This is a genomic window from Novosphingobium guangzhouense, from assembly GCF_002896965.1.
GTDB classification, from domain to species: Bacteria; Pseudomonadota; Alphaproteobacteria; order Sphingomonadales; family Sphingomonadaceae; genus Novosphingobium; species Novosphingobium guangzhouense.
This window is the reverse complement of record NZ_LYMM01000040.1, coordinates 228,737-250,094: the sequence shown is the minus strand read 5'-3', so window position 1 is coordinate 250,094 and position 21,358 is coordinate 228,737. Positions and strand designations below refer to the sequence as shown.

The following is a 21,358-nucleotide window of genomic DNA, read 5'->3' as shown; positions in this document are numbered from 1 at the left end:
CACGGCCCCATTGACGGCCCCATGGCACCGGACCATATCTCCGCCGTTGGCACTCTCCATTGCTGAGTGCCAAGCCAAGTTTCTATTCGTTGGATCTAGGGAGACACCCAATGACTTTCCGCCCGCTGCACGACCGTGTTCTCGTGCGCCGCGTCGAAGCCGAGGAAAAGACCGCCGGCGGCATCATCATCCCCGACAGCGCCAAGGAGAAGCCCGCTGAAGGCGAAATCGTCTCGGTCGGCACCGGCACCCGCGCCGAAAACGGCACCGTGACCCCGCTCGACGTCAAGGTCGGCGACCGCGTTCTGTTCGGCAAGTGGTCGGGCACCGAAGTCAAGGTCGGCGGCGAAGACCTGCTGATCATGAAGGAATCGGACATCCTCGGCGTGATCGCCTGAGCATCCGACCCCACCATCTGATTTACTGAAGGAATTCAAAATGGCAGCCAAGGACGTAAAGTTCTCGCGCGACGCTCGTGAGCGCATCCTCGCCGGTGTCGACACCCTCGCCAACGCCGTCAAGGTGACCCTGGGCCCCAAGGGCCGCAACGTCGTGATCGAGAAGAGCTTCGGCGCTCCCCGTATCACCAAGGACGGTGTTTCGGTCGCGAAGGAAATCGAACTCAAGGACAAGTTCGAGAACATGGGCGCGCAGATGCTGCGCGAAGTGGCCTCGAAGGCCAACGACAAGGCCGGTGACGGCACCACCACCGCGACCGTTCTTGCCCAGGCGATCGTTCGCGAAGGCATGAAGTCGGTTGCCGCCGGCACCAACCCGATGGACCTCAAGCGCGGCATCGACCTCGCTGTCAGCAAGGTCATCGAAAACCTCGCTGCCCGTTCGACCCCGGTTGCCGGTTCGTCGGAAATCGCACAGGTCGGCATCATCTCGGCCAACGGCGACATCGAAGTCGGTGAAAAGATTGCCGAAGCGATGGAAAAGGTCGGCAAGGAAGGCGTGATCACCGTCGAGGAAGCCAAGGGTCTCGAATTCGAACTCGACGTTGTCGAGGGCATGCAGTTCGACCGCGGCTACCTGTCGCCCTACTTCGTCACCAACCCCGAGAAGATGACGGTCGAGCTCGAAAATCCGTACATCCTCATCCACGAAAAGAAGCTGTCGTCGCTGCAGGCGCTGCTTCCGATCCTGGAAGCGGTTGTCCAGTCGGGTCGTCCGCTCCTGATCATCGCGGAAGATATCGAGGGTGAGGCTCTGGCCACGCTCGTCGTCAACAAGCTTCGTGGTGGCCTCAAGATCGCAGCCGTCAAGGCTCCTGGCTTCGGCGACCGTCGCAAGGCGATGCTGGGCGATATCGCCACGCTGACCGCTGGCGAGATGATCTCGGAAGACCTCGGCATCAAGCTTGAGAGCGTCACGCTCGGCATGCTGGGCCAGGCAAAGAAGGTCACCATCGACAAGGACAACACCACGATCGTCGACGGTTCGGGTTCGGCCGACGACATCAAGGGCCGCGTCGAGCAGATCCGTGCGCAGATCGAAGTCACCACTTCGGACTACGACCGTGAAAAGCTGCAGGAGCGCCTTGCAAAGCTGGCCGGCGGCGTTGCCGTCATCAAGGTTGGCGGTGCGACCGAAGTCGAAGTGAAGGAGCGCAAGGACCGCGTGGACGACGCTCTCCACGCAACCCGCGCTGCCGTTGAAGAAGGCATCGTTCCCGGTGGCGGCACCGCGCTGCTCTATGCAACGCGCGCCCTCGAAGGCCTGACCGGTGCCAACGAAGACCAGACCCGCGGTATCGACATCGTCCGCAAGGCGATCACCGCTCCGGTCAAGCAGATCGCAGAGAACGCCGGCAATGACGGCGCTGTCGTTGCGGGCAAGCTGCTCGACCAGTCGGACGAAGGCATCGGCTTCAACGCCGCCACTGACGTCTACGAAAACCTGAAGGCCGCCGGCGTCATCGATCCGACCAAGGTCGTGCGCACCGCGCTGCAGGATGCTTCGTCGGTTGCCGGCCTGCTGATCACGACCGAAGCCGCGATCGTCGAGCGTGCAGACGACAAGCCCGCAATGCCGGCGATGCCCGGCGGCATGGGCGGCATGGGCGACATGGGCTTCTAAGAAGCTCCTGACCCAGCGTCACTACATCGAAGGGGCCGGGAGAGCGATCTCCCGGCCCCTTTTGCTTGAGCAACGCCGTTCAACCAGCATTCGCAAATTTCGTTCATCTACGTGAAAGGAAAGTGCGCATTTTGGGAATCGCCGCAAACGCAATGCAACTCGTCGCTGGACTCTGGCGTTTCGTCGCTGACGCGTTAACCGTTTAGGAACATGGACGAAGGTAGGGTGTGGGCTGCATGACCGGGGCAGACCGACTTTTCGCGCGGTGCCGTCAAGGCGCCGAACGCATTTTAGCCGCTGCGACTGTGCTTGCAGCTGTTGCGCTGCCGCATGTTGCGCAGGCAGAGCAGATGGATCCGCTTTCCCGCCCCACTGAACAGGTGGTGCAGGTTCAGAACAGCTTCGATGACCTGTTCGGCACCGAGCAGCGCGGGCCGCGGACTTACAGTTCGCCTTTCGGCCAGCAACTGGCCGCCGTCGCCAATGCCTCGCAAGGGCGGATCGGTGTGGCGGCGATGGATCTTACCACCGGCCGCATGGTCGATGTACTGGGCGACCAGCGCTTCCCGATGGCCAGCACCAGCAAGATCGCTATCGCCGCAACTTTCCTCGAAGGCGTGGACAAGGGCAAGTGGAGCCTGTCGAGTGAGTTTCCACTCATGGTTCCTGTCGGCTCCGCGCCGTTTTCCAGCGCAATCGCGCCGGTGCGCCCGGGCGAATACATGCCCGCATCGCGCCTGCTTGAACTGATGATCACGCGGTCGAACAATTACGCGACCGACGCTCTGCTCAAGGTCATCGGCGGCCCCAAGGCGGTCAACGCCTGGATAGAGCGCGCCGGGATCGACGACTGGCATATCGACCGCGATATCGCGACCCTGGTGCGCGACGATGGTGCAATTGATCCCGCTCGCGTTGTCGACAAGCGTGACAGCGCGACGCCCAAGGCCATGGTGAATCTGCTTTCGGGGATCTATCAGGGTAAATGGCTGAGCCCGTCGAGCCGCAACGTTCTGCTTGGCGCAATGAGCCGGTGCCTGACCGGAAAGCGCCGCATTCCGGCGGGCCTGCCAACCGATGTGAAGGTGTCGCACAAGACCGGCTCGCTCAACAACACCTCCAGCGACGTGGGGATCATCCAGACCCCCGATGGCCGCGTCTTCGCGGTTGCCATCTACGTCACCGGGCAAGGCGGACGTCCGGGGCGTGAGACACGGATCGCCAGCATCGCGCGCACGATCTACAACGGCTATCAGGCCGAAGGCCCCAACTTTCCACGCAGCGCCTCGGCGCGCTGACTTTCCGGCTTAACGGGAACACAAAAAAGGGGCCGTGAAGGCCCCTTTTCCATTTCGGCGATCCGAAAGGATCAGTTGGTGTGCGGATTGCCGTCGGTGTGATCGTCGAGTTCCTTGGCGACGTCGTTCGCGGCCTTTTCGGCATCTGCGGCAATATCGTCGGTGGTCTTCTCAGCGCTCTTGGCGGCATCCTTGGCTGCATCGGCGGTATCGTCTGCGGCCTGCGAAGCGGTTGTGCCAGCATCGCCGAGTGCGTCGCCCACGTCGGATGCGGCGTCGGAAAGGTCGTCACCGGCCGACGAAGCGGCTTCGCTGGCGGCGTCCTGAGTCTTTTCCGAGCATGCGGCCAGCGACATGGCGGCCACGGCTGCAGCGGCAGCGAAAACGATCTTGCGCATATATACTATCCCTCTTTCTGCGAGTTACCCCGTCGGCGTAAGCGCCGCGTGAGCCTCATTTCGGTGGGCTCAGGCCCGTGGGTATAAGGCCCGCCGCAGCGTTTCAAGCGCCCGGCGAAAACACCTGCGGACATGAACGGTTCCTGTGCGGTGAAGAAATGAGTGCTGCTGACGGCGCCGTATCGCGCTGCTAGGAGTGATTTCATGGATTCCAAGCAGCACCTCTATCTCGTCGACGGCTCGGCCTACATCTTCCGCGCCTATCACCGCCTGCCGCCGCTCACCAACCCGGAAGGGACGCCAGTGGGCGCGGTTTATGGCTACACGACGATGCTGTGGAAGTTGGCCGAGGATCTCAACAAGGCTGACGGGCCCACGCATCTGGCGGTGATTCTCGACGCGGGCAGCCATTCGTTCCGCAACGATATCTACGAGGACTACAAGGCCAACCGCCCGCCGCCGCCCGAAGACCTTGTTCCCCAGTTCCCGCTGATCCGCGACGCCACGCGCGCCTTCTCGTTGCCCTGCATCGAGGAAGTGGGGTTCGAGGCGGACGATCTGATCGCCTCCTACGCCCGCGCGGCCACCGCGCAGGGCTGGGACGTGACCATCGTGTCCTCGGATAAGGATCTGATGCAGCTGGTCGGTAAATGCGGCATCGGTGGCGGCTGCGTCGACATGCTGGACACCATGAAGAACCAGCGCATCGACATTCCCGAAGTGGTAGAGAAGTTCGGCGTTCCGCCTGAAAAGGTGGGCGACGTGCTCGCGCTGATGGGCGATGCGGTGGACAACGTGCCCGGCGTCTACGGCGTCGGCCCCAAGACCGCGACGAAGCTGATTCAGGACTACGGCGACCTCGAATCCGCGCTAGCCGCCGCGCCGCAGATGAAGAAGTCCAAGCTGCAGGAGCGCCTGATCGAACAGGCCGAACAGGCGCGGCTGTCCAAGGTGCTGGTGACGCTGAAGGAAGACTGCACTCTCCCGATGGCGCTGGAAGACTTCAAGCTCGACGCGGTCCCGCCCGAGCCGCTGGGCGCGTTCCTTTCGACCCATGGCTTCACCAGCCTGCTCAAGCGCCTTGACGGCGGGCACGGAAGCCCCGAGCGCGCAACGCAGCTGAACCCGGCGAAGGCCGCCACTGCTGCCGCCAGCCCAGCCGAAGGCGCGGCACGTCAGCCGTTGCCTGAATGGCCCGCGATCGACCGCGATGCCTACAAGTGCGTCACCACCGAAGCCGAACTCGACGAATGGGTCGCGAAGGCCTTCGCTGCGCGTCTGGTGGCGGTGGACACCGAAACCTCGATGCTCGATTCGATGCGCGCCGATCTGGCGGGCATCAGCCTTGCCGTTGGCCCGAACGATGCCTGCTACATCCCGCTGGGCCATGGCGGCAGCGATATGTTCGCGGAAAAGCCCGTTCAGGTGTCGTTGAGTGCCGCTGTGTCGCGCCTGAAGCCCCTGCTGGAAAGCGATGCAGTGCTCAAGGTCGGGCAGAACATCAAGTATGATCTCAACGTGCTGGCGCGCCACGGCATCGCGGTCAGCCCGATTGACGACACGATGATCGTCAGCTTCTGCCTTGATGCGGGACGCCAGATCGAAGGGATCGGCGGCGGTCACGGGATGGACGAGCTGGCGCAGCGCCACCTTGGCCATACCACGCTGACGTTCAAGGAAATCTGCGGCACCGGCAAGAAGGCAATCCCCTTTGGCGAAGTCCCGCTCGACCGCGCCACCCAGTACGCGGCGGAGGACGCCGACGTGACCTGGCGCCTGCATAGCCAGCTGAAGCCGCGCCTCTCCTACAAAGGCGGCACCCGCATCTACGAGCGTGTCGACCGCCCGCTGATCCCGGTCGTTGCCCAGATGGAGCGATACGGCGTCAAGGTTGATCGTGAGAAACTGTCCGGCCTTTCCAGCCAGTTCGCCGAAGCCATCGGCGCGCTGGAAAAGGAGATCTTCGAGAAGGTCGGTCAGGAATTCACGATCGGCAGTCCCAAGCAACTGGGCGACATCTTGTTCGACAAGCTTGGCTACAAGGGCGGCAAAAAGGGCAAGAGCGGCCAGTATTCCACCGACCAGTCGGTGCTGGAAAAGCTGGCGGGCGAGGGTGAGGTGGTCGCCACCAAGGTGCTGGAATGGCGTCAACTGTCCAAGCTGCGCTCTACCTATACAGAGGCGCTGCAGGCTGCGATCAACCCGGAGACCGGCCGCGTCCACACCAGTTACAGCCTGGTTGGCGCACAGACCGGGCGGCTTTCCTCTACCGATCCGAACCTGCAGAACATCCCGATCCGCACCGAGATCGGGCGCCAGATCCGCGACTGTTTCGTGGCAGAACCCGGCAATGTCCTGCTGGCGGCGGACTATTCGCAGATCGAGCTGCGCCTTGCTGCGCACATGGCCGATGTGCCCAGCCTCAAGGAAGCCTTCGCTGCCGGAGAGGATATTCACGCCCGTACCGCGATGGAGATGTTCGGCACGGTCGATCGCGATACGCGTGGGCGGGCCAAGACGATCAACTTCGCCATCCTTTACGGCATTTCGCGCTGGGGTCTGGCGGGGCGTCTGGGGACGTCTTCGGATGAGGCGCAGGCGATGATCGATCGCTATTTCGAGCGTTTCCCCGGCATCCAGCGCTACATTCACGAGACGCTGGAGAGCGTGCGGACCAAGGGCTATTCGGAAACCCTGTTCGGTCGCAAGACGTGGTTCCCCCGTATTTCCTCCAAGAACCAGGCCGAGCGGCAGGGTTCGGAGCGCGCGGCGATCAATGCGCCGATCCAGGGCACCAGCGCCGATATCATCAAGCGGGCGATGGTGCGCATGACCCCGGCGCTGGTCGAGGCCGGCCTGCCGAACGTGCGTATGCTGTTGCAGGTCCACGACGAACTGGTCTTCGAACTGCCTGAAGGCGACGTCGCGGCGGCATCGCCGGTGATCCGGCGGATCATGGCTGAAGCGGCGCTGCCTGCGGTGACGCTGGACGTGCCGCTGGGGATCGAGATCGGCCACGGCGCCAGCTGGGGCGCAGCGCACTAAGTCTTCGATTGGCTGAGCGGGATCAGGGGTAGCCCGTAGATCCCGCTCACACTGAGCTTGTCGAAGGGTAGGTTCTCGGCGCGCCGACCGCCTGATGCGACCGCTTGCGAAACTGTTGCATTGCAGCATAGTTTGCTTCGCATGATCGACTTCATCGAGAGCCACATCGCTGGCCTTCCGAACTGGGCCGAACGGCCCGTGGTCGCCATCATTGCCGCGCTGATCGGCGTGGTCTTTGCGCTGGTGGCGCATACGGTGCTGTTCCGCGTGCTTTTGCGCGTGGCGCGGGGCAGCGCCAGCGACGCGGATGACCTTGTCGTCAACCGGCTGGAGCGGCCGACGCGGTGGGCCTTCATTGCCATCGGCTTGGTGATGGCCGCGCGTGAGGCTCCGGCTCTGGAGGCGGTGTGGGAGCGGTTCGCGCCCTTCGTCATGCCGCTGCTGACCGGCTGGGTGGCCATCGCCATCCTTCATGCTTTCATCGAAGCGATGATCGTGCGGGCCGACATCACGGTGGAGAACAACCGCAACGCTCGCCGCCGCCGTACCCGGCTGGGCATCATGAGCCGGCTGGGCACGTTCCTGATCGTGTTCCTGACTATATCGGGCATGCTGGCGTCGATCCCCGGCGTGAAGGAGATCGGGGTCACCCTGATGGCATCGGCTGGTCTTGCCGCGCTGGCGGTCGGTGCCGCTGCGCAGCCCGCGCTCAAGGCGCTGATCGCGGGTATCCAGATGGCGATGACCGAGCCGATTTCCATCGACGACGTCATCATCCTCGACGGCGAATGGGGCCGGATCGAGGATATCCGCACCACTTACGTCGTCGTGCGGCTGTGGGACGATCGCCGCCTTGTGGTTCCGTCCAACCGCTTTCTGGAGGATACCTTCCAGAACTGGACCAAAAGCACCTCGCAGTTGCTGGGCACCGTGTTTCTCTATCTCGACCACGCCGTCGATATCGCACCGATCCGCGAGGAATATACCCGCCAGATCAAGGCCCACCGCCTGTTCGACGGGCGTGCGCAGATCCTGCAGGTCACCGATTGCCGAGACGCCACGCTGGAAGTGCGCCTGCTGATGAGCGCCAAGGACGGACCGACGCTGTTCGACCTGCGCTGCGAGATCCGCGAAGGCATGATGGACTGGATCCGCCGCGAGATGCCCGATGCGCTGGCCCGCCGCCGCCAGTTGCAGGTTGCCCCGATGGAGCTGGCCGCCGCCCCTTCGATGGTGGAAGCGATGGGCAAGGGCATCCTGAACTGAGGTGCTACCTGTCGCAAGGTGACAGGTTTACACACGTTACACGGTCCAGAGGGAAAAGGTGCACCTTGGGGGCGTTCCGGGGCCGAAAGTGTCACCTTGCGTGCCGGAAGTGTCACCTTGCAGGGCAAATGTGTCACCTTAGGCGACGGATGTGTCACCTTGAGTGTCACCTTGCGGGGGCGGAGGTGTAACCTTGTGAAACCGCCGTTCCTGCCGCAGCTCTTCGGCCCAGGCCAGCCCTTCGTTCCAGACTTGCGCGAATTGCGGGCCAAGCCGCGCGCGCAGGCGATAGGCCGACTGGCGCGACATGCCCACTTCGCGCGCGGCGGCGGCGACTTCTCCGGTTCGGGCCAGTGCCGTGACGAAGGCGTGTATCTTCGTTCTGGTCCAGCGATAGTCGGCGTTGGTCCGTCGAGGGGGCTGCGGTGCATGAATCTGGGTCATGCCGGTAAGATTATGATGCGCAGGCACCTGTAGGAAAACGGTTTCGGGGACCGGCATGGCCCGTGCTCGGTATATCCCCCAGGCAAAGGCAGGGCTGACCCGGTTTGAGGGGCGTGCCTTCGCGATCTACTCTGAAGCGAAATCGAATGCCATGTGGGCAGGCGACAGGGAGCCGGTTCATGCACATGCCCTCCAACCCGGAGCGCCGTTTTCCATCCCGGCAGGTTGGTTTTGCCGCCTTATTCGGGGGCATCGCATCCGCAGCCATGGCATTTTCGACGCCTTGCCGGGCCGAAGAGCCGACCGCCACGCCATCGCCAGAGCAGGAAAAAGTTGCCGAGGATCCGACGAAGATCGCTACCAAGGTCGGGGTGTCCTATGCGGACGAACTTTCCGCTTCGGGCTCTGTAGCGATCGGCCCGAAGTTGAAGTTCAACGGGCGCGTGGCGAAGTCGGGTCAATGGTCCCTTGGCGCGTCCTACCTGTTGCCGGTGGCGATCGTCACGTTTTCGGCGGCCAGCAGTGAGCTGGAATCGGGCGTTCACCAGACGCGATATTCGCTGGGCGGGTTCGTGCCGCTGCGCAACCTTGGGCTCAAGACCGGGAAGTGGCAGATATTCGTGCCCTTCGGGTACACTTATACCAAGGGCAAGCAGGCCGTGACGGACCTTGACGTGCAGGACGGCATTCCCATCGAGGTCAGCAGCAACAGCGGCTATGTCGGCCTTTTCGTGCTGCGTCCCCTGACAGAGCGGCTCACGGCCATGGGCGGGGGTAATTACACCAAGGGAACGCACGGCTTTTCGGGCGTGGCAGCTGCGGCGGGCCTGTCCTATCACCTGACGGGGAAGGACACGGTGGCCGTCCGGGCCAGTTACGTAGACAACACCTTCGGCGGCCGCCAGCGCATCGGCGTGTCCTATCAGCACGAATTCTAGCCCGAATGCTAAAAAGCCCGGTCGGTATCGACCGGGCTTTTGCGTCACGGCATTGTTTCCTTCCCGCCCCGCCGCAAGCGGAGCGGGCGCAAGGCGTCAGTGCTTGCGGTCCCTTGTGCTTTCCACCATGCCGGGGGCGATGAAGCCGATCGGCGTCACTTCCATGGCGCGCTTTTTCAATTCGCCCTTCATGCGCTGGTATTCGGCTTCCATTTCCTCGGTCACGGTGGCGCGGCTGTCTTCAAGGGCTTCCTCGAAGTCCTGCATGGTCACAGCTTCCACTTCGGCGCCGCGCTTGCGGATGGCGATCAGGCCGGCGCGGCGGACCACGTCTTCCAGATCCGCCCCGGTGAAGCGCTGCGTGCGGTCCGCGATTTCGCCCAGGCGCACGTCCTCGGCCAGCGGCATGCGGCTGGTGTGGATGCCTAGGATGTGTTCGCGGCCCGGTGCGTCGGGGGTGCCGACGTAGACCAGTTCGTCGAAGCGACCGGGGCGCAGGAGGGCGGGGTCGACCAGTGCCGGGCGGTTGGTGGCGCCGACAAGGACGACCGATTGCAGTTCCTCCATCCCGTCCATCTCGGCAAGGATGGTGTTGACCACGCGGGCGGTGACTTGCGGTTCCCCGCCGCCTCCGCCCATCCCGCGGGCGGGGACGAGGCTGTCGATCTCGTCGATGAAGATCACGCAAGGGGCCACCTGTCGTGCGCGGGCAAAGAGGCGGGCGATCTGCTGTTCGCTTTCGCCATACCACTTGGAGAGCAGGTCTGACGACTTGATCGAGATGAAGTTCGCCTCCGCCTCTTTCGCCACGGCCTTGGCCAGCAGGGTCTTGCCGGTGCCGGGCGGACCGTAGAGCAGGAAGCCCTTGGCCGGGCGGATGCCCAGCTTGTGGAACGCTTCCGGGTTCTTCAGCGGCAGTTCGATGCCTTCCTTCAGCTTGATCTGCGCATCGTCCAGACCGCCGATATCGGCCCAGCCGATGTTTGGCACCTGCACCATGACTTCACGCATGGCAGACGGCTGGACGCGCTTCAGGGCCTCTACGAAGTCTTCCCGGTAGACGCGGATGGTTTCCAGCACTTCGGCAGGGATCGTGCGCGCTTCAAGGTCCAGCTTGGGCATGATCCGGCGCACTGCCTCGATCGCGGCCTCACGCGTCAGGGCGGCAAGGTCGGCGCCGACGAAGCCGTGCGTGGTGCGGGCAAGTTCGTTAAGATCCACACGCTCGCTCAGCGGCATGCCGCGGGTGTGGATGCCCAGGATCTCGCGGCGGCCCTTTTCGTCGGGCACGCCGATGACGATTTCGCGGTCGAACCGGCCGGGGCGGCGCAGGGCCTCATCGATGGCGTCAGGCCGGTTGGTGGCGGCGATGACGACCACGTGCGCGCGGCTGTCGATCCCATCCATCAGCGTGAGCAACTGGGCGACGAGGCGCTTTTCCGCCTCGCCATGGACCTGGTCGCGCTTGGGGGCGATCGAATCGATCTCGTCGATGAAGACGATGGCGGGAGCCGCCTTGGTCGCTTCCTCGAACACTTCGCGCAGGTGCTTTTCGCTTTCGCCATAGCCCGAGCCCATGATTTCCGGGCCGTTGATGGAGAAGAACTGCGCCTCGCTTTCGTTGGCGACGGCTTGCGCAAGGCGCGTCTTGCCGGTTCCCGGCGGGCCGTGCAGCAGCACGCCCTTGGGCGGAGCGACGCCAAGGCGGGTGAACAGCTCCGGATAGCGCAGCGGCAGTTCCACCATTTCGCGCAACTGGCGAATGGTGTCGGTCATGCCGCCGACGTCGTCGTAATTGACGTCGCCCCGGGCATCGTGCGCCTCTTCGAAAGTCTCGCGCAGTTCCACCTCGGTGTTCTCGTCGATGTGGACGATACCGCGCGGGGTGGTGGAGACGACGTTGAGGCGGATCTGCGTCAGCGCATAGGCGGGGGCGTTGAACATACGGCGCAGCTGGGGCGGGATGTCCGCGACCTGCTGCTGGCCGGTGGTGGCAACAAGGTCACCCTGCACCATCGGGCGCTGGAAGAAGTTGCGCTTCAATGCGGCAGAGGGGCCTTGCAGGCGCATGTCCTTCTGCGCGGGCGCGAAGACGACGCGCTGCGCGGGGCGCGAATCGGTCTTGCGCACGGTCACGTGGTCGCCGGAGCCGACCTCGGCATTGCCGCGCTGCAGACCGTCGAGGCGGATGACGGAAAGCCCCTCGTCCTCCTCGAACGCCAGCACGGCGCGGGCCACGGTGACGGCCTTGCCGGTGATTTCGAGTACGTCGCCTTCAAGCGCGCCGATCTCTGAAAGCGAGGCGCGGGAAAGGCGGGCGATGCCCTGGCCGCTCTCTTCCTGACGAGCGGCAGCGACCTGCAGCCTGACGGTGCGGTCTTCGGTCTTGATGTCGGTATCCGCCATGTGCGGGGTTTTCCTTCCTCGATCCCGATCCCGGCCATCTGCTGATCTGCCGGGCGGTGACGGATAACTGGGTATCACCACCGGGGATTTCAAACCAACCCCTGCGCCGAGCACGTGTTCCTCCGGAACGCTGCTCTTTTCGCGCATTACACGGACAAGAAAAAAGGCCCGGTCGTTACCGACCAGGCCGTAGAAGTTTTGGGAGAGGATGCCTGAAAGGCACTGTCTATATGCCTGTGACTCGGGTTTTGTGCAAGTGCGAAAAGGATAGGACGCATTGCGAAACCTGCAACAAAGGTTGCAAAATGTTGCAGTACCGTTTCCCGAATGAACGGAATGTCAGGATTTCACCCATGTATGATAATTGACCGCGATTCAGTTTTCGCTTTACCTATACGAGAGATCGCAACGCCGGAGCGATGCCCTGCAATCCTTTGCCTGCTGCGCCGCGATAATTACTTACCGTGCTGAGTATATTGGCTTTCCGCCCTTGCGAACCGGCCATGCGAAAGCGGCGCCGGACCCTTTCGGGGCGGCGCCGCAGTGCTTTTCTGTCCGACGGATCAGTGAGCGAGGAGCAGCGCCGGCGCGCTTTTCTCGGTCAGGAAGAATTCGGTCACGCCGCCGAACAGGAACTCACGGACGCGATTCTTGCCGTAGGCGCCCATCACCAGCAGGTCGGTGCCGGCGACAGCCGCCGCCAGCGTCTCCTGAGTCGACGAGCGGCGCTCATGCTCTTCCAGTTCGGCGTTGATGCCGTGGCGCGACAGGTAGCGCAGGGCGTCGGCGGCGGGGAAGCCGCCTTCCTTCTCCACCACGCAGACCAGCTTCACCGACGAACACTGCGCCAGCAGCGGAGCGGCAGCGCGCAGCGCGGCGGCCGCCTGTTCGCCGCCGTCCCAGCCGATGCAGGCGGTGCCGACCGGGATGGCAAGCGGGGTTTCGGCCAGCGCCAGCACCGGCGCACGGGCGCGCAGCGCAAGATCTCCGGCCAGCCCGCCCGAGCGCGACACGACGATGAGATCGGCCAGGCGCGCGGCATAAGCGAAGGCGGTGACGGGATCGTCCTCGCAGCGGATAACCTCGAACGGAATGCCCGCCCCTGCCAGCCGCGCCTCGGCAGCGGTGGCGATCTCGTCATCCGTGGCCAGCGCCTTGTCGAGCGCTTCGGTCAGCACGTAGCTGCCGCCCATCGGGTCCATCGCGATGTACCGCGAGACCGGCGTATCGACGAGCACGGTGACATGGCCGTTTTCGCGGCGCGCGATGTCCACGGCGGTTTGCAGGCGGGCATCGTTGCCCGGCTTGCGGTCGGCATTGACGAGTATAGAGCGCATGGTCTTTCTCCCTCTTTGCCCCGCCAGCCTAACCCGGTGACAGCGCAGCTTCCATGACCGGAATCAAAACGTTCTGTTGCTGTCCAAAGAACGTTTTGCGCCGCGCGGGGTTGCAGGTCCGGCGCCTGTTCAGCGCGCGCTATCGATAGCAAGCCCGCGCGCGCGTTCGAACAGGTCGAGGATCACCGGATCGCGTTCACGCGTGCGGATGGCGGCTTCGAAATGGACGTGGTGGCGCGGGCGCGGCAGGATTTCGTGCAGGTGTCCGGCGGCAAGGCGTTCGCGCACCATGGTTTCGGGCAGCACGGCCGCGCCTTGTCCGCTGGCGACGATCTCTATCAGGGTGCGCACGTTGTTGCAGGTGTGCAGCGCGCGCGGGACGATGCCGTGGGCCTCCAGCGTCTGGTGCGTCACCGCATGCAGCGGGGAATGGTCCGGCAATGACCAGACCGGCAAGGGCCGTGCGAAGCCGCCCGCCCCGGCCACTTCGGCCCCCGCTGCCCAGACCAGCTGGACCGAGCCGATCGGCGCGGTGCGCATTCCGGGGCTCGCCACCGGCCCGGCTAGGAACACGATATCGCGCGTGCCTGTCAGCAGTTGCTGGAGCAGGGGGGCGGTCAGGTCGATCTCGATTTCCATTGCCACGCCGGGGCGCTCGCGCTCGATCGCCTGGATGAAGGCGGGCACGCAGCTGGCCGCCGCGATCTCTCCCGAGCCGATGCGCACGGCGGCGGTGGCACCTGCAAAGTCGCTCGCCTCCAGCAGCACCTGTTCAAGCCCGTGGTAGAGCGGCTCGCTGGCCTTCACCAGACGCCGTCCGCGTGCGGACAGCACCATGCGTCGCCCTTCGCGCTGGAACAGGGGGACGCCCAGCTGTTCCTCGATCTCGCGCACACGAGCCGAGATCGCGGGCTGCGTGGTGTTGAGACGCGCGGCGGCAGCGGCGAACGTGCCGAGCCGATCGATCCACATCAGCGTTTCGAGATGGAACAGAGCGATGCGTTTCATAATTATTGCATATCGGAACTGATAAAAAACAATCGCTATTCGTGATGGGAGAAGCTGTCTAGCCTCCCACCGACACAACAAAGAGGATGGCCCTCGATGAAGAAGATCTATCCCAGCGCGCAGGCCGCGCTGGAAGGCGTGCTCAAGGACGGCCTGCTGATCGCCAGCGGCGGTTTCGGCCTATGCGGCATTCCCGAGCGCCTGCTTGATGCGATCCGCGATGCGGGCGTGAAGGATCTCACCTTCGCGTCCAACAATGCCGGTATCGACAACGAAGGCATCGGCAAGCTGCTGCGCACCAAACAGGTGAAGAAGATGATCTCGTCCTACGTGGGCGAGAACAAGGAGTTCGAACGCCAGTTCCTGGCCGGAGAGCTTGAGGTGGAGTTCTGTCCGCAGGGCACCCTGGCAGAGCGCATGCGCGCAGGCGGGGCAGGCATCCCCGGCTTCTACACCAAGACCGGCGTCGGCACGCAAGTGGCCGAAGGCAAGGAAGTGAAGCAGTTCCGGGGTGAGGATTACATCCTCGAGGAAGGCATCTTCGCGGACCTTTCCATCGTCAAGGCTTGGAAGGCGGACGAAACCGGCAACGTCGTGTTCCGCAAGACCGCGCGTAATTTCAACGTGCCTGCGGCCACTTGCGGCAAGGTCTGCGTGGTCGAGGTGGAAGAGATCGTCCCAACCGGCAGCCTCGATCCCGACGCGATCCACCTGCCCGGCGTCTTCGTCCAGCGCATCGTGCTGGGCGCGCCTTACGACAAGAAGATCGAGTTCACGACCACACGTGAAAGGGAAGCTGCCTGATGGCCCAGGAATCCAAAGGCTGGAACCGCAATGAAATGGCCGCCCGCGCGGCGAAGGAACTGCAGGACGGGTTCTATGTGAACCTTGGCATCGGCATCCCGACGCTGGTGGCCAATTATGTGCCGGACGACATCACCGTCACCTTGCAGAGCGAGAACGGGATGCTGGGCATCGGTCCGTTCCCTTACGCGGACGAGGTCGATCCCGACCTGATCAACGCGGGCAAGCAGACCATCAGCGAACTGCCGCACTCTGCCTATTTCGACAGCGCCACCAGCTTCGGCATGATCCGCGGCGGGCACATCGACCTGACCGTGCTGGGCGCCATGGAAGTGGCCGAGAACGGCGATATCGCCAACTGGATGATCCCCGGCAAGATGATCAAGGGCATGGGCGGCGCGATGGACCTTGTCGCGGGCGTCAAGAAGATCATCGTGGTGATGGAGCATACCTCCAAGAACGGCGATCCCAAGTTCATCCCCGCCTGCACCCTGCCGCTGACGGGACGCAACGTGGTGGACATGGTGATCACCGACCTCGCCGTGTTCCAGCGCCCGGACCACGACAGCCCGTTCAGGTTGGTCGAACTCGCTCCCGGCGTCACGGCCGAAGAAGTCGCGGCCAAGACGACGGCGCATTACGTCAGCTGATCCGGCAAATTCCTCCCCGGACTTGTCTCGGGGAGGAAATCGCGCCCTCTCGCCAGCGCTTCCACTTCGCGTTATCCCTCGCGCACTCTTCGCAAGGGACCATCCATGACATACACCCTCATCACCGCGAACCGGAACTATTCAAGCTGGTCGCTGCGCCCGTGGGTGCTGATGAAGGCGCTGGCCATTCCGTTCGAGGATGAGCTTGAGCCTTTCACCATGCCGGTGAACTATGATGCGTTCCGCAGCTTCTCGCCCACCGGGCAGGTGCCCGCGCTGATCGACGAGGAACGCACCGTCTGGGATTCGCTGGGCATCACGCTCTATCTGGCGGACCGCCATCCCACCGTCTGGCCCAAGGCGCCGGACGCGCGCGCTTTCGCCCAGAGCGCGGTGTGCGAAATGCATGCCGGTTTCCCCGCCTTGCGCAGCGCCTGCACGATGAACGTGGGCGTGCGGGTCAAGCCCCGCCCGATGAGCGGCGCGCTGGTGCGCGAGGTCTACCGGGTGCGCGAACTGTTCGAGGACGGGCTGGATCGGTTCGGTGGGCCATGGCTGGCCGGGGCAGAGTTCACCGCCGTCGATGCGTTCTATGCGCCGGTGGCTTTCCGCATCCGCACGTATGGCCTTGATGTCGGTGGCGGTCAGGCGTGGGTCGATGCCATGCTGGCGCACCCGGCCATGCAGCAGTGGGAAACCGAAGCCCTTGCCGAAACCTGGCGCGAGGAAAGCCACGAGGCCGAGATCGCCGAGGCCGGAGAGATCATTGCCGACTATCGGGTGAGCGCCTGAACCCCTTCCTTCTGTCCGCTCCCCGGCGGATCGCCCCCACGGCCTTGCGGGCGTCATTCGGGCATCCCATAACCCTTGCGCAATCAACCGGGAGAATTTCCAATGGCCGATATCGCCTCCATCCCTCTCACCCGCATCGACGGCAAGGCCGATACGCTTGGCGAGCACGCCGGCAAGGTGCTGCTGGTCGTCAACGTCGCGTCCAAGTGCGGCCTCACCCCGCAGTACGAAGGGCTTGAGGCGATCTACGGTGAATACAAGGACAAGGGCTTCGAGGTTCTGGGCTTCCCCGCCAACGATTTCGGCGCGCAGGAACCCGGCACGCATGAGGAAATCGCCGAGTTCTGCTCGGTCAACTATGGCGTGTCGTTCCCGCTCTTCGCCAAGGCCGACGTCACCGGCGATGCCAAGCAGCCGCTCTACGCCGCGCTGACCGACGCGGTGCCGACCAAGCAGGGCGACGTCGAAGGTATGAAGGAGAAGTTCCGCGGCTACGGCATGACCCCGAACGAAGACCCGGAGGTGCTGTGGAACTTCGAGAAGTTCCTGATTGCGCGCGACGGTTCGGTGGCGGGTCGGTTCGCTCCCGGCACCGCGCCGCAGGACCCGCTGCTGGTCGGCGCGATCGAGGCTGAACTGGCAAAGTGACGTTGTTGGCAAAGTGACACCGGGGTCGCGTCCGGCCCCACGCAGGGGCCGGGCGCACCGCTATCACTCCGCTCCCGTGGCGACGGGGCGGCCGGGGTCGGCGATCCATTCGCTCCACGATCCGGGGTAAAGCTGCCCGACGGGCAGCCCCGCCACGGCCATGGCCAGCGCGTTGTGGCATGCGGTCACGCCCGATCCGCATTGCAGGATCGCCGGCGCATTCCCCAGCAAGGCGCTGAAATCGGCGGCAAGTTCGGCCGCCGGGCGAAAGTGTCCGGCGGCGTCCAGATTGTCGCGGAAGAACCGGTTGCGTGCGCCTGGAATATGCCCGGCGACGGGGTCCAGCGGGTTGGGGGTTCCGGCAAAGCGCGCAGGATCGCGGGCGTCCAGCACTTGCGCTGTCGGCTGTGCGATGTTGCCCAGCACTTTCGCCGCGCTTACCGGTTCGGGCACCAGCGGTTCGCCCGGCTCGAAATCGCCGGATGTGGCGCCGGGCGACAGCCCGTGATCAAGCGGCAGGCCGGCTTCGACCCATGCGGGCTTGCCCCCGTCCAGTACGGCGACCGGGGCGTGGCCGAGCCAGCGCAGCAGCCACCAGAGGCGAGCGGCCCAGGCGCCGCCGTTGCTGTCATAAGCGACGACCTGCTGGCCCTTGCGCAACCCCTGCGCGCGCAGCCATGCGACGATGGCGACGCGGGCGGGCAGGGGGTGGCGACCGTTCGATCCGTCGGGCGGAGAAGCAAGATCTTCGTCGAGGTGAGCGTAACGCGCACCCGGAATATGACCCTTCGCGTAGATTTCCGGCCCCTTGTCCGGGTTGCCAAGTTCGAATTCGCAGTCGAATACCAGCACGTTTTCGCCGGCAGCGAGCATGTCCCTGAGCGCGTCGACCGTGATCAACGTTTCGTATGCCATCGTCTTCCTTGCCCTTTGGCCACTGGAACTATGTTCTGGTGAGCAACGGCAGATGGACGAGGTAGCGCTATTTGTCGATTACTTAGGTGGATCTGCCCATATATTTTATTGCGGTGCACAACGCGCCAAACATGTGAATGCGTTCCCACAGCAGTGCGCGGGTTCTGGCCATATTGTGGACGTGCCCCATGCGCGGGCAGACGAACAGGTCGATGCTGGTGGCCGACGGGTAGGCGCGCGGTTCGGCGCGCGGATCGGGAACAAGGTCGCGCTCGCCCATCGCGGTCAGCACGGGAACGGTGATCGCTGCGGCTTCCGAAGCGACGATGCCCGGCGTCAGCGTGGACCGCGCGGCGCGTTGCGGCGTGCGGCGCGCATACCAGGGAGGTGAGGGGGCGTCGGCCAGCTCTGTCTGATCCTGCCCCTGATCCCGACTTTGGCCGTAGCGGGCGATCCCTTCGTAATGGGCAAGATCCTGTTCGACCACGTCAAGCGGCACGTCATCGTGATGGAAGCCCCAGGCCAGCGCTTCCCACGCCGCCTGTGCGGCAGCGTCCCCCGCCTGCGCGAGAAGGGCGGCATTGAGCGGTTCGCGGCATTCCTCAAGCCGGGCATCGCGCGGATACCAGGCGACGGTGACGGGGCGGCCCCCCGGCGGAGTTGCGGGATGAGCATGGATGGCGCTGAAGCCGAGCACGCCGATGCCGTCGAAGCTGCGATGGCGGGCCTGCTGGTATATCAGCAGCGCGGCGCCCAGCGCCTGCCCGATGCCGATCACGCAGGCTGGACTGACGGGTGGATAGCCGGGGGCGAGCACGCCATTGGCCAGCCGCAGCAAGATCTCGCACTGTGCGGCATGGGCAACCGCGGCAAGCACGGCATAGCCAAGGTCTTCGGGGTCGATATCGCCGGTGCCGTCGCATCCCGGCCAGTCCAGCGCCGCGAAGATCCACCCGCGCGCGGCGTGGAACGCCGCCTGTGCGCCTGCGTCCCTTGCCGGACCCGGCAATGCGCAGGTGTAATAGCCGCGCGCATAGCTGCTGCTTGGCAGGGCAAGGCACAGCACGGGGCTTTCGGGAAGCGCTGCGGCATCGGGCAGCACCACCGTTGCGCGCACTGCGGCGCTACGGCCAAGACCCGCCGCATCGCTGACATCGATGGTGATCTCGACCTGTCGCACGCTGCTTGTCCCTCCCCTCTCGCCTCTCTCGTTGCGCGCGTTGTCGCCCCGATTGACGGGCTTGCGCAATCCCATATCCTCGATGGCACGAGACCGATCGTCCAAGTGATCGGCGGGAGAGCAAGATGCTAGCTACCGGCAAGATGGGCCATGCGGCGATGACGCTGTCCGAACTTCTCGGCGAATTGCGCCTGTCCGGGCGGACCTGGTGCTATGGCGATCTGGCGGAACGCGCGGGTTTCGCGGTGGCGGGGGGCGATGCGGTGTTCGTCCACGCGGTAATCCATGGCAGTGTGCGGCTGGCCTGTGCCAGTGGCGCGATGGCGCAGTTGGGGCCGGGGGAGGTGGCGCTGGTGCTTTCGGGAGAAGCCCATGCCTTGCGGACCGGCATCGATGCCGTGGCCGCGACGCATGACGTCTTGCGCCGGGACGAGGATACCGATCTGCCGCTCACCCGCCGCTTCGGCGAAGGACGCGTCGCCGCACGGGTGCTGAGCGCGCGGTTGCAGGCAAGCTGGCCGGACGGCGTCGGGCGCGCGGGCCTTCCGGCGGTGCTGCGGGGCGCAGAAACGGTCCTGCGCGCCGATGCGTGGGCGCAGGCAGGCATGGGCGCGGGTGCGACGGCGCTGCTTACCCGGCTGGCCGAAGCGCTGATGATTGCGGCCTTGCGCGCGGACCCGGCTTGCCGGGGCATCCTGTCCGGCGAAGCGCGCGATGCGGTTGCAGAGGCCATGCAACTGATCGCGGCAAATCCGGCGCATCCCTGGACCGTCGCCTCTCTGGCGCGGGCCGTGGGGATGGGGCGTTCCAACTTTGCCGCGCTGTTTTCCGGCGTGGCGGGCAAGGCACCGATGGAAGTCGTGGCCGAACATCGCATGGAACACGCCGCCTCCCTGTTGCGACTGGGGCGCATGAAAGTGGCCGAGATCGCCGAACTGGCCGGATATGGCTCCGAAGCCGCATTCAGCCGCCGGTTCAGTCGCCATTTCGGCACCACGCCCAGCCGTATGCGCGAAGCGGCGCGGCAAGCGCGGGAGGCCGCCGCGCCGTCGCCTGCGTTCAGAGCGATGCTGGCAGACGCGCGGCAGACCGGCGGGCGTGTCGGTCCTGGCCCTTCGGCGGCACAGTCTCCTGCCGCCGGGGCGGCACCGATCGGGAGTATCGCAAGGGGGCGCGTGCTGGCCACAAGGACGCGTTCCGGCTGACCGGGTGATCGGCTGGGACAAGCGAATGCGCGTCGCCGGGGCGGATTTTGCGCTGCCTTGGGCTGCTGACGCTTCTGCGTGCGGCGATTCCCGGTAAGCCTGCGCGCAAACCTTCAGGAGAGAATGCATGACTTACCGTGTTGCCATTGTTACCGGGGCTGCGGCCGGGATCGGCGCGGCCTGCTCCAAGCGGCTGGCGCAGGACGGTATCGCGGTGGGCGTGCTCGATCTTGATGAGGAACGCTGCGCGGAGACGGTGCAGGCGATCAGGGATGCGGGGGGCACTTCCATCGCGCTGGGCGCCGATATCTCCAGCCGCGAACAGGCCGCAGCCGCTGTGGCGAAGTGCCGCGATGCGCTGGGGCCGATCTCGATCCTGGTCAACAACGCGGGCGTCACCGACTTCACCCCGTTCGAGGAACTGACCGACGAACGCTGGGACTTCGTCTATGCCATCAACGTGCGCGGGCCGATGGTGATGACCCAGCTGGTGATCAAGGACATGAAGGACGCAGGGTGGGGGCGCATCGTCAACGTCTCGTCCTCTTCCGCGCAGACGGGCGCGCTCAACATGATCTGCTATTCCTCGTCCAAGGGTGCGGTGGTGACGATGACGCGCTCGATGGCGCAGGAATTCGGGCCTTACGGAATCACCGTGAACAACATCCCGCCGGGCTCGGTGATGGGCACGATCATGTCGGAAGCCAACCGCGAACGCTTCCAGATCCCGACTGAAGTTCTGCTCCAGACCATTCCGGTGCGCCGCATGGGCGAACCCGCCGATATCGCCAATGCCTGCGCCTGGCTGTGCCACGAGGCTTCGGGCTATGTCACCGGCCAGACCATCGGCGTCAACGGCGGCCGCGTGGTGAGCTGAGACGCGCGCAAAAACGCGAAGGGGCCGGACAGCTTGCGCTGCCGGCCCCTGTTCACATGGGAGAG

At 64.7% G+C, this 21,358-nt stretch carries 19 protein-coding genes; 12 read left to right on the top strand and 7 right to left on the bottom strand.

Going from position 1 to position 21,358, the window contains the following annotated elements:
- Positions 1–110 precede the first annotated feature (110 nt).
- The 3 genes from groES (at position 111) to A8V01_RS15535 (ending at position 3,380) form a co-directional block, all read left to right on the top strand.
- Complete coding sequence (gene groES / locus A8V01_RS15545) at positions 111–398, top strand: co-chaperone GroES (RefSeq protein ID WP_103096726.1); 288 nt, start codon at positions 111–113, stop codon at positions 396–398.
- A gap of 40 nt (positions 399–438) precedes the next feature.
- Entirely contained in the window at positions 439–2,082 is a 1,644-nt protein-coding gene (groL, locus tag A8V01_RS15540) for a chaperonin GroEL (protein WP_103096725.1), read from the top strand.
- A gap of 350 nt (positions 2,083–2,432) precedes the next feature.
- The gene (locus A8V01_RS15535; RefSeq protein WP_245892574.1) at positions 2,433–3,380 is read left to right on the top strand and encodes a serine hydrolase; all 948 of its coding nucleotides are present in this window, start codon (positions 2,433–2,435) and stop codon (positions 3,378–3,380) included.
- A gap of 71 nt (positions 3,381–3,451) precedes the next feature.
- Here the strand turns inward: A8V01_RS15535 and A8V01_RS15530 are convergent, their stop codons facing one another.
- Positions 3,452–3,778, bottom strand: a complete 327-nt coding sequence (locus A8V01_RS15530; RefSeq protein WP_103096723.1) for a hypothetical protein — start codon at positions 3,776–3,778, stop codon at positions 3,452–3,454.
- Positions 3,779–3,982: 204 nt separating this feature from the next.
- On the opposite strand from A8V01_RS15530, the gene polA reads away from it, so the two are divergent.
- Both polA and A8V01_RS15520 read left to right on the top strand, forming a co-directional pair.
- Entirely contained in the window at positions 3,983–6,823 is a 2,841-nt protein-coding gene (polA, locus tag A8V01_RS15525; protein ID WP_103096722.1) for a DNA polymerase I, read from the top strand.
- 141 nt (positions 6,824–6,964) lie between these two features.
- Positions 6,965–8,089, top strand: a complete 1,125-nt coding sequence (locus A8V01_RS15520) for a mechanosensitive ion channel family protein (RefSeq protein ID WP_103096721.1) — start codon at positions 6,965–6,967, stop codon at positions 8,087–8,089.
- A gap of 138 nt (positions 8,090–8,227) precedes the next feature.
- Here the strand turns inward: A8V01_RS15520 and A8V01_RS15515 are convergent, their stop codons facing one another.
- Positions 8,228–8,590 (bottom strand): hypothetical protein, encoded by a 363-nt coding sequence (locus A8V01_RS15515; protein WP_103096720.1) that lies wholly within the window; start codon positions 8,588–8,590, stop codon positions 8,228–8,230.
- A 122-nt stretch (positions 8,591–8,712) separates the two neighbouring features.
- Between A8V01_RS15515 and A8V01_RS15510 the strand changes: the two genes are divergently transcribed.
- Positions 8,713–9,471: a hypothetical protein gene (locus A8V01_RS15510; protein WP_146037281.1), complete on the top strand. Its 759-nt coding sequence runs from the start codon at positions 8,713–8,715 to the stop codon at positions 9,469–9,471.
- 96 nt (positions 9,472–9,567) lie between these two features.
- On the opposite strand, the gene A8V01_RS15505 is transcribed toward A8V01_RS15510, so the two are convergent.
- From A8V01_RS15505 to A8V01_RS15495, 3 genes are all read right to left on the bottom strand, one after another.
- Positions 9,568–11,877 (bottom strand): CDC48 family AAA ATPase, encoded by a 2,310-nt coding sequence (locus tag A8V01_RS15505; RefSeq protein WP_103096718.1) that lies wholly within the window; start codon positions 11,875–11,877, stop codon positions 9,568–9,570.
- A gap of 563 nt (positions 11,878–12,440) precedes the next feature.
- Positions 12,441–13,214, bottom strand: a complete 774-nt coding sequence (locus A8V01_RS15500) for a universal stress protein (RefSeq protein ID WP_103096717.1) — start codon at positions 13,212–13,214, stop codon at positions 12,441–12,443.
- A 129-nt stretch (positions 13,215–13,343) separates the two neighbouring features.
- Entirely contained in the window at positions 13,344–14,222 is an 879-nt protein-coding gene (locus A8V01_RS15495) for a LysR family transcriptional regulator (protein WP_103096716.1), read from the bottom strand.
- A 96-nt stretch (positions 14,223–14,318) separates the two neighbouring features.
- On the opposite strand from A8V01_RS15495, the gene A8V01_RS15490 reads away from it, so the two are divergent.
- From A8V01_RS15490 to A8V01_RS15475, 4 genes are all read left to right on the top strand, one after another.
- Positions 14,319–15,026, top strand: a complete 708-nt coding sequence (locus tag A8V01_RS15490) for a CoA transferase subunit A (protein WP_103096715.1) — start codon at positions 14,319–14,321, stop codon at positions 15,024–15,026.
- Positions 15,026–15,676 carry a CoA transferase subunit B gene (locus A8V01_RS15485; protein WP_103096714.1) on the top strand — a complete coding sequence of 217 codons (651 nt, stop codon included), beginning with the start codon at positions 15,026–15,028 and terminating at the stop codon, positions 15,674–15,676. The genes A8V01_RS15490 and A8V01_RS15485 overlap by 1 nt, the downstream gene beginning before the upstream one ends.
- Positions 15,677–15,781: 105 nt before the next feature.
- Positions 15,782–16,468 (top strand): glutathione S-transferase family protein, encoded by a 687-nt coding sequence (locus A8V01_RS15480; protein ID WP_103096713.1) that lies wholly within the window; start codon positions 15,782–15,784, stop codon positions 16,466–16,468.
- Between the two features lie 102 nt (positions 16,469–16,570).
- A complete protein-coding gene (locus tag A8V01_RS15475) occupies positions 16,571–17,116 on the top strand; it encodes a glutathione peroxidase (RefSeq protein WP_103096712.1) in 546 nt (181 codons plus the stop codon).
- A gap of 63 nt (positions 17,117–17,179) precedes the next feature.
- Here the strand turns inward: A8V01_RS15475 and A8V01_RS15470 are convergent, their stop codons facing one another.
- Both A8V01_RS15470 and A8V01_RS15465 read right to left on the bottom strand, forming a co-directional pair.
- The gene (locus A8V01_RS15470) at positions 17,180–18,031 is read right to left on the bottom strand and encodes a sulfurtransferase (RefSeq protein WP_103096711.1); all 852 of its coding nucleotides are present in this window, start codon (positions 18,029–18,031) and stop codon (positions 17,180–17,182) included.
- An 82-nt stretch (positions 18,032–18,113) separates the two neighbouring features.
- Positions 18,114–19,211 (bottom strand): hypothetical protein, encoded by a 1,098-nt coding sequence (locus tag A8V01_RS15465; protein WP_146037280.1) that lies wholly within the window; start codon positions 19,209–19,211, stop codon positions 18,114–18,116.
- Positions 19,212–19,336: 125 nt separating this feature from the next.
- On the opposite strand from A8V01_RS15465, the gene A8V01_RS15460 reads away from it, so the two are divergent.
- Both A8V01_RS15460 and A8V01_RS15455 read left to right on the top strand, forming a co-directional pair.
- Positions 19,337–20,416 (top strand): AraC family transcriptional regulator, encoded by a 1,080-nt coding sequence (locus A8V01_RS15460; RefSeq protein WP_103096709.1) that lies wholly within the window; start codon positions 19,337–19,339, stop codon positions 20,414–20,416.
- 127 nt (positions 20,417–20,543) lie between these two features.
- Positions 20,544–21,293, top strand: a complete 750-nt coding sequence (locus tag A8V01_RS15455; RefSeq protein WP_103096708.1) for an SDR family NAD(P)-dependent oxidoreductase — start codon at positions 20,544–20,546, stop codon at positions 21,291–21,293.
- The last annotated feature ends 65 nt before the right edge of the window (positions 21,294–21,358 follow it).

Bases quoted from the DNA above. Each gene is read 5' to 3' on its own strand.
- groES (WP_103096726.1), top strand. From the start codon at position 111: ATGACTTTCCGCCCGCTGCACGACCGTGTTCTCGTGCGCCGCGTCGAA.
- groL (WP_103096725.1), top strand. From the start codon at position 439: ATGGCAGCCAAGGACGTAAAGTTCTCGCGCGACGCTCGTGAGCGCATC.
- A8V01_RS15535 (WP_245892574.1), top strand. From the start codon at position 2,433: ATGGATCCGCTTTCCCGCCCCACTGAACAGGTGGTGCAGGTTCAGAAC.
- A8V01_RS15530 (WP_103096723.1), bottom strand. From the start codon at position 3,778: ATGCGCAAGATCGTTTTCGCTGCCGCTGCAGCCGTGGCCGCCATGTCG.
- polA (WP_103096722.1), top strand. From the start codon at position 3,983: ATGGATTCCAAGCAGCACCTCTATCTCGTCGACGGCTCGGCCTACATC.
- A8V01_RS15520 (WP_103096721.1), top strand. From the start codon at position 6,965: ATGATCGACTTCATCGAGAGCCACATCGCTGGCCTTCCGAACTGGGCC.
- A8V01_RS15515 (WP_103096720.1), bottom strand. From the start codon at position 8,590: ATGCCGGTCCCCGAAACCGTTTTCCTACAGGTGCCTGCGCATCATAAT.
- A8V01_RS15510 (WP_146037281.1), top strand. From the start codon at position 8,713: ATGCACATGCCCTCCAACCCGGAGCGCCGTTTTCCATCCCGGCAGGTT.
- A8V01_RS15505 (WP_103096718.1), bottom strand. From the start codon at position 11,877: ATGGCGGATACCGACATCAAGACCGAAGACCGCACCGTCAGGCTGCAG.
- A8V01_RS15500 (WP_103096717.1), bottom strand. From the start codon at position 13,214: ATGCGCTCTATACTCGTCAATGCCGACCGCAAGCCGGGCAACGATGCC.
- A8V01_RS15495 (WP_103096716.1), bottom strand. From the start codon at position 14,222: ATGAAACGCATCGCTCTGTTCCATCTCGAAACGCTGATGTGGATCGAT.
- A8V01_RS15490 (WP_103096715.1), top strand. From the start codon at position 14,319: ATGAAGAAGATCTATCCCAGCGCGCAGGCCGCGCTGGAAGGCGTGCTC.
- A8V01_RS15485 (WP_103096714.1), top strand. From the start codon at position 15,026: ATGGCCCAGGAATCCAAAGGCTGGAACCGCAATGAAATGGCCGCCCGC.
- A8V01_RS15480 (WP_103096713.1), top strand. From the start codon at position 15,782: ATGACATACACCCTCATCACCGCGAACCGGAACTATTCAAGCTGGTCG.
- A8V01_RS15475 (WP_103096712.1), top strand. From the start codon at position 16,571: ATGGCCGATATCGCCTCCATCCCTCTCACCCGCATCGACGGCAAGGCC.
- A8V01_RS15470 (WP_103096711.1), bottom strand. From the start codon at position 18,031: ATGGCATACGAAACGTTGATCACGGTCGACGCGCTCAGGGACATGCTC.
- A8V01_RS15460 (WP_103096709.1), top strand. From the start codon at position 19,337: ATGCTAGCTACCGGCAAGATGGGCCATGCGGCGATGACGCTGTCCGAA.
- A8V01_RS15455 (WP_103096708.1), top strand. From the start codon at position 20,544: ATGACTTACCGTGTTGCCATTGTTACCGGGGCTGCGGCCGGGATCGGC.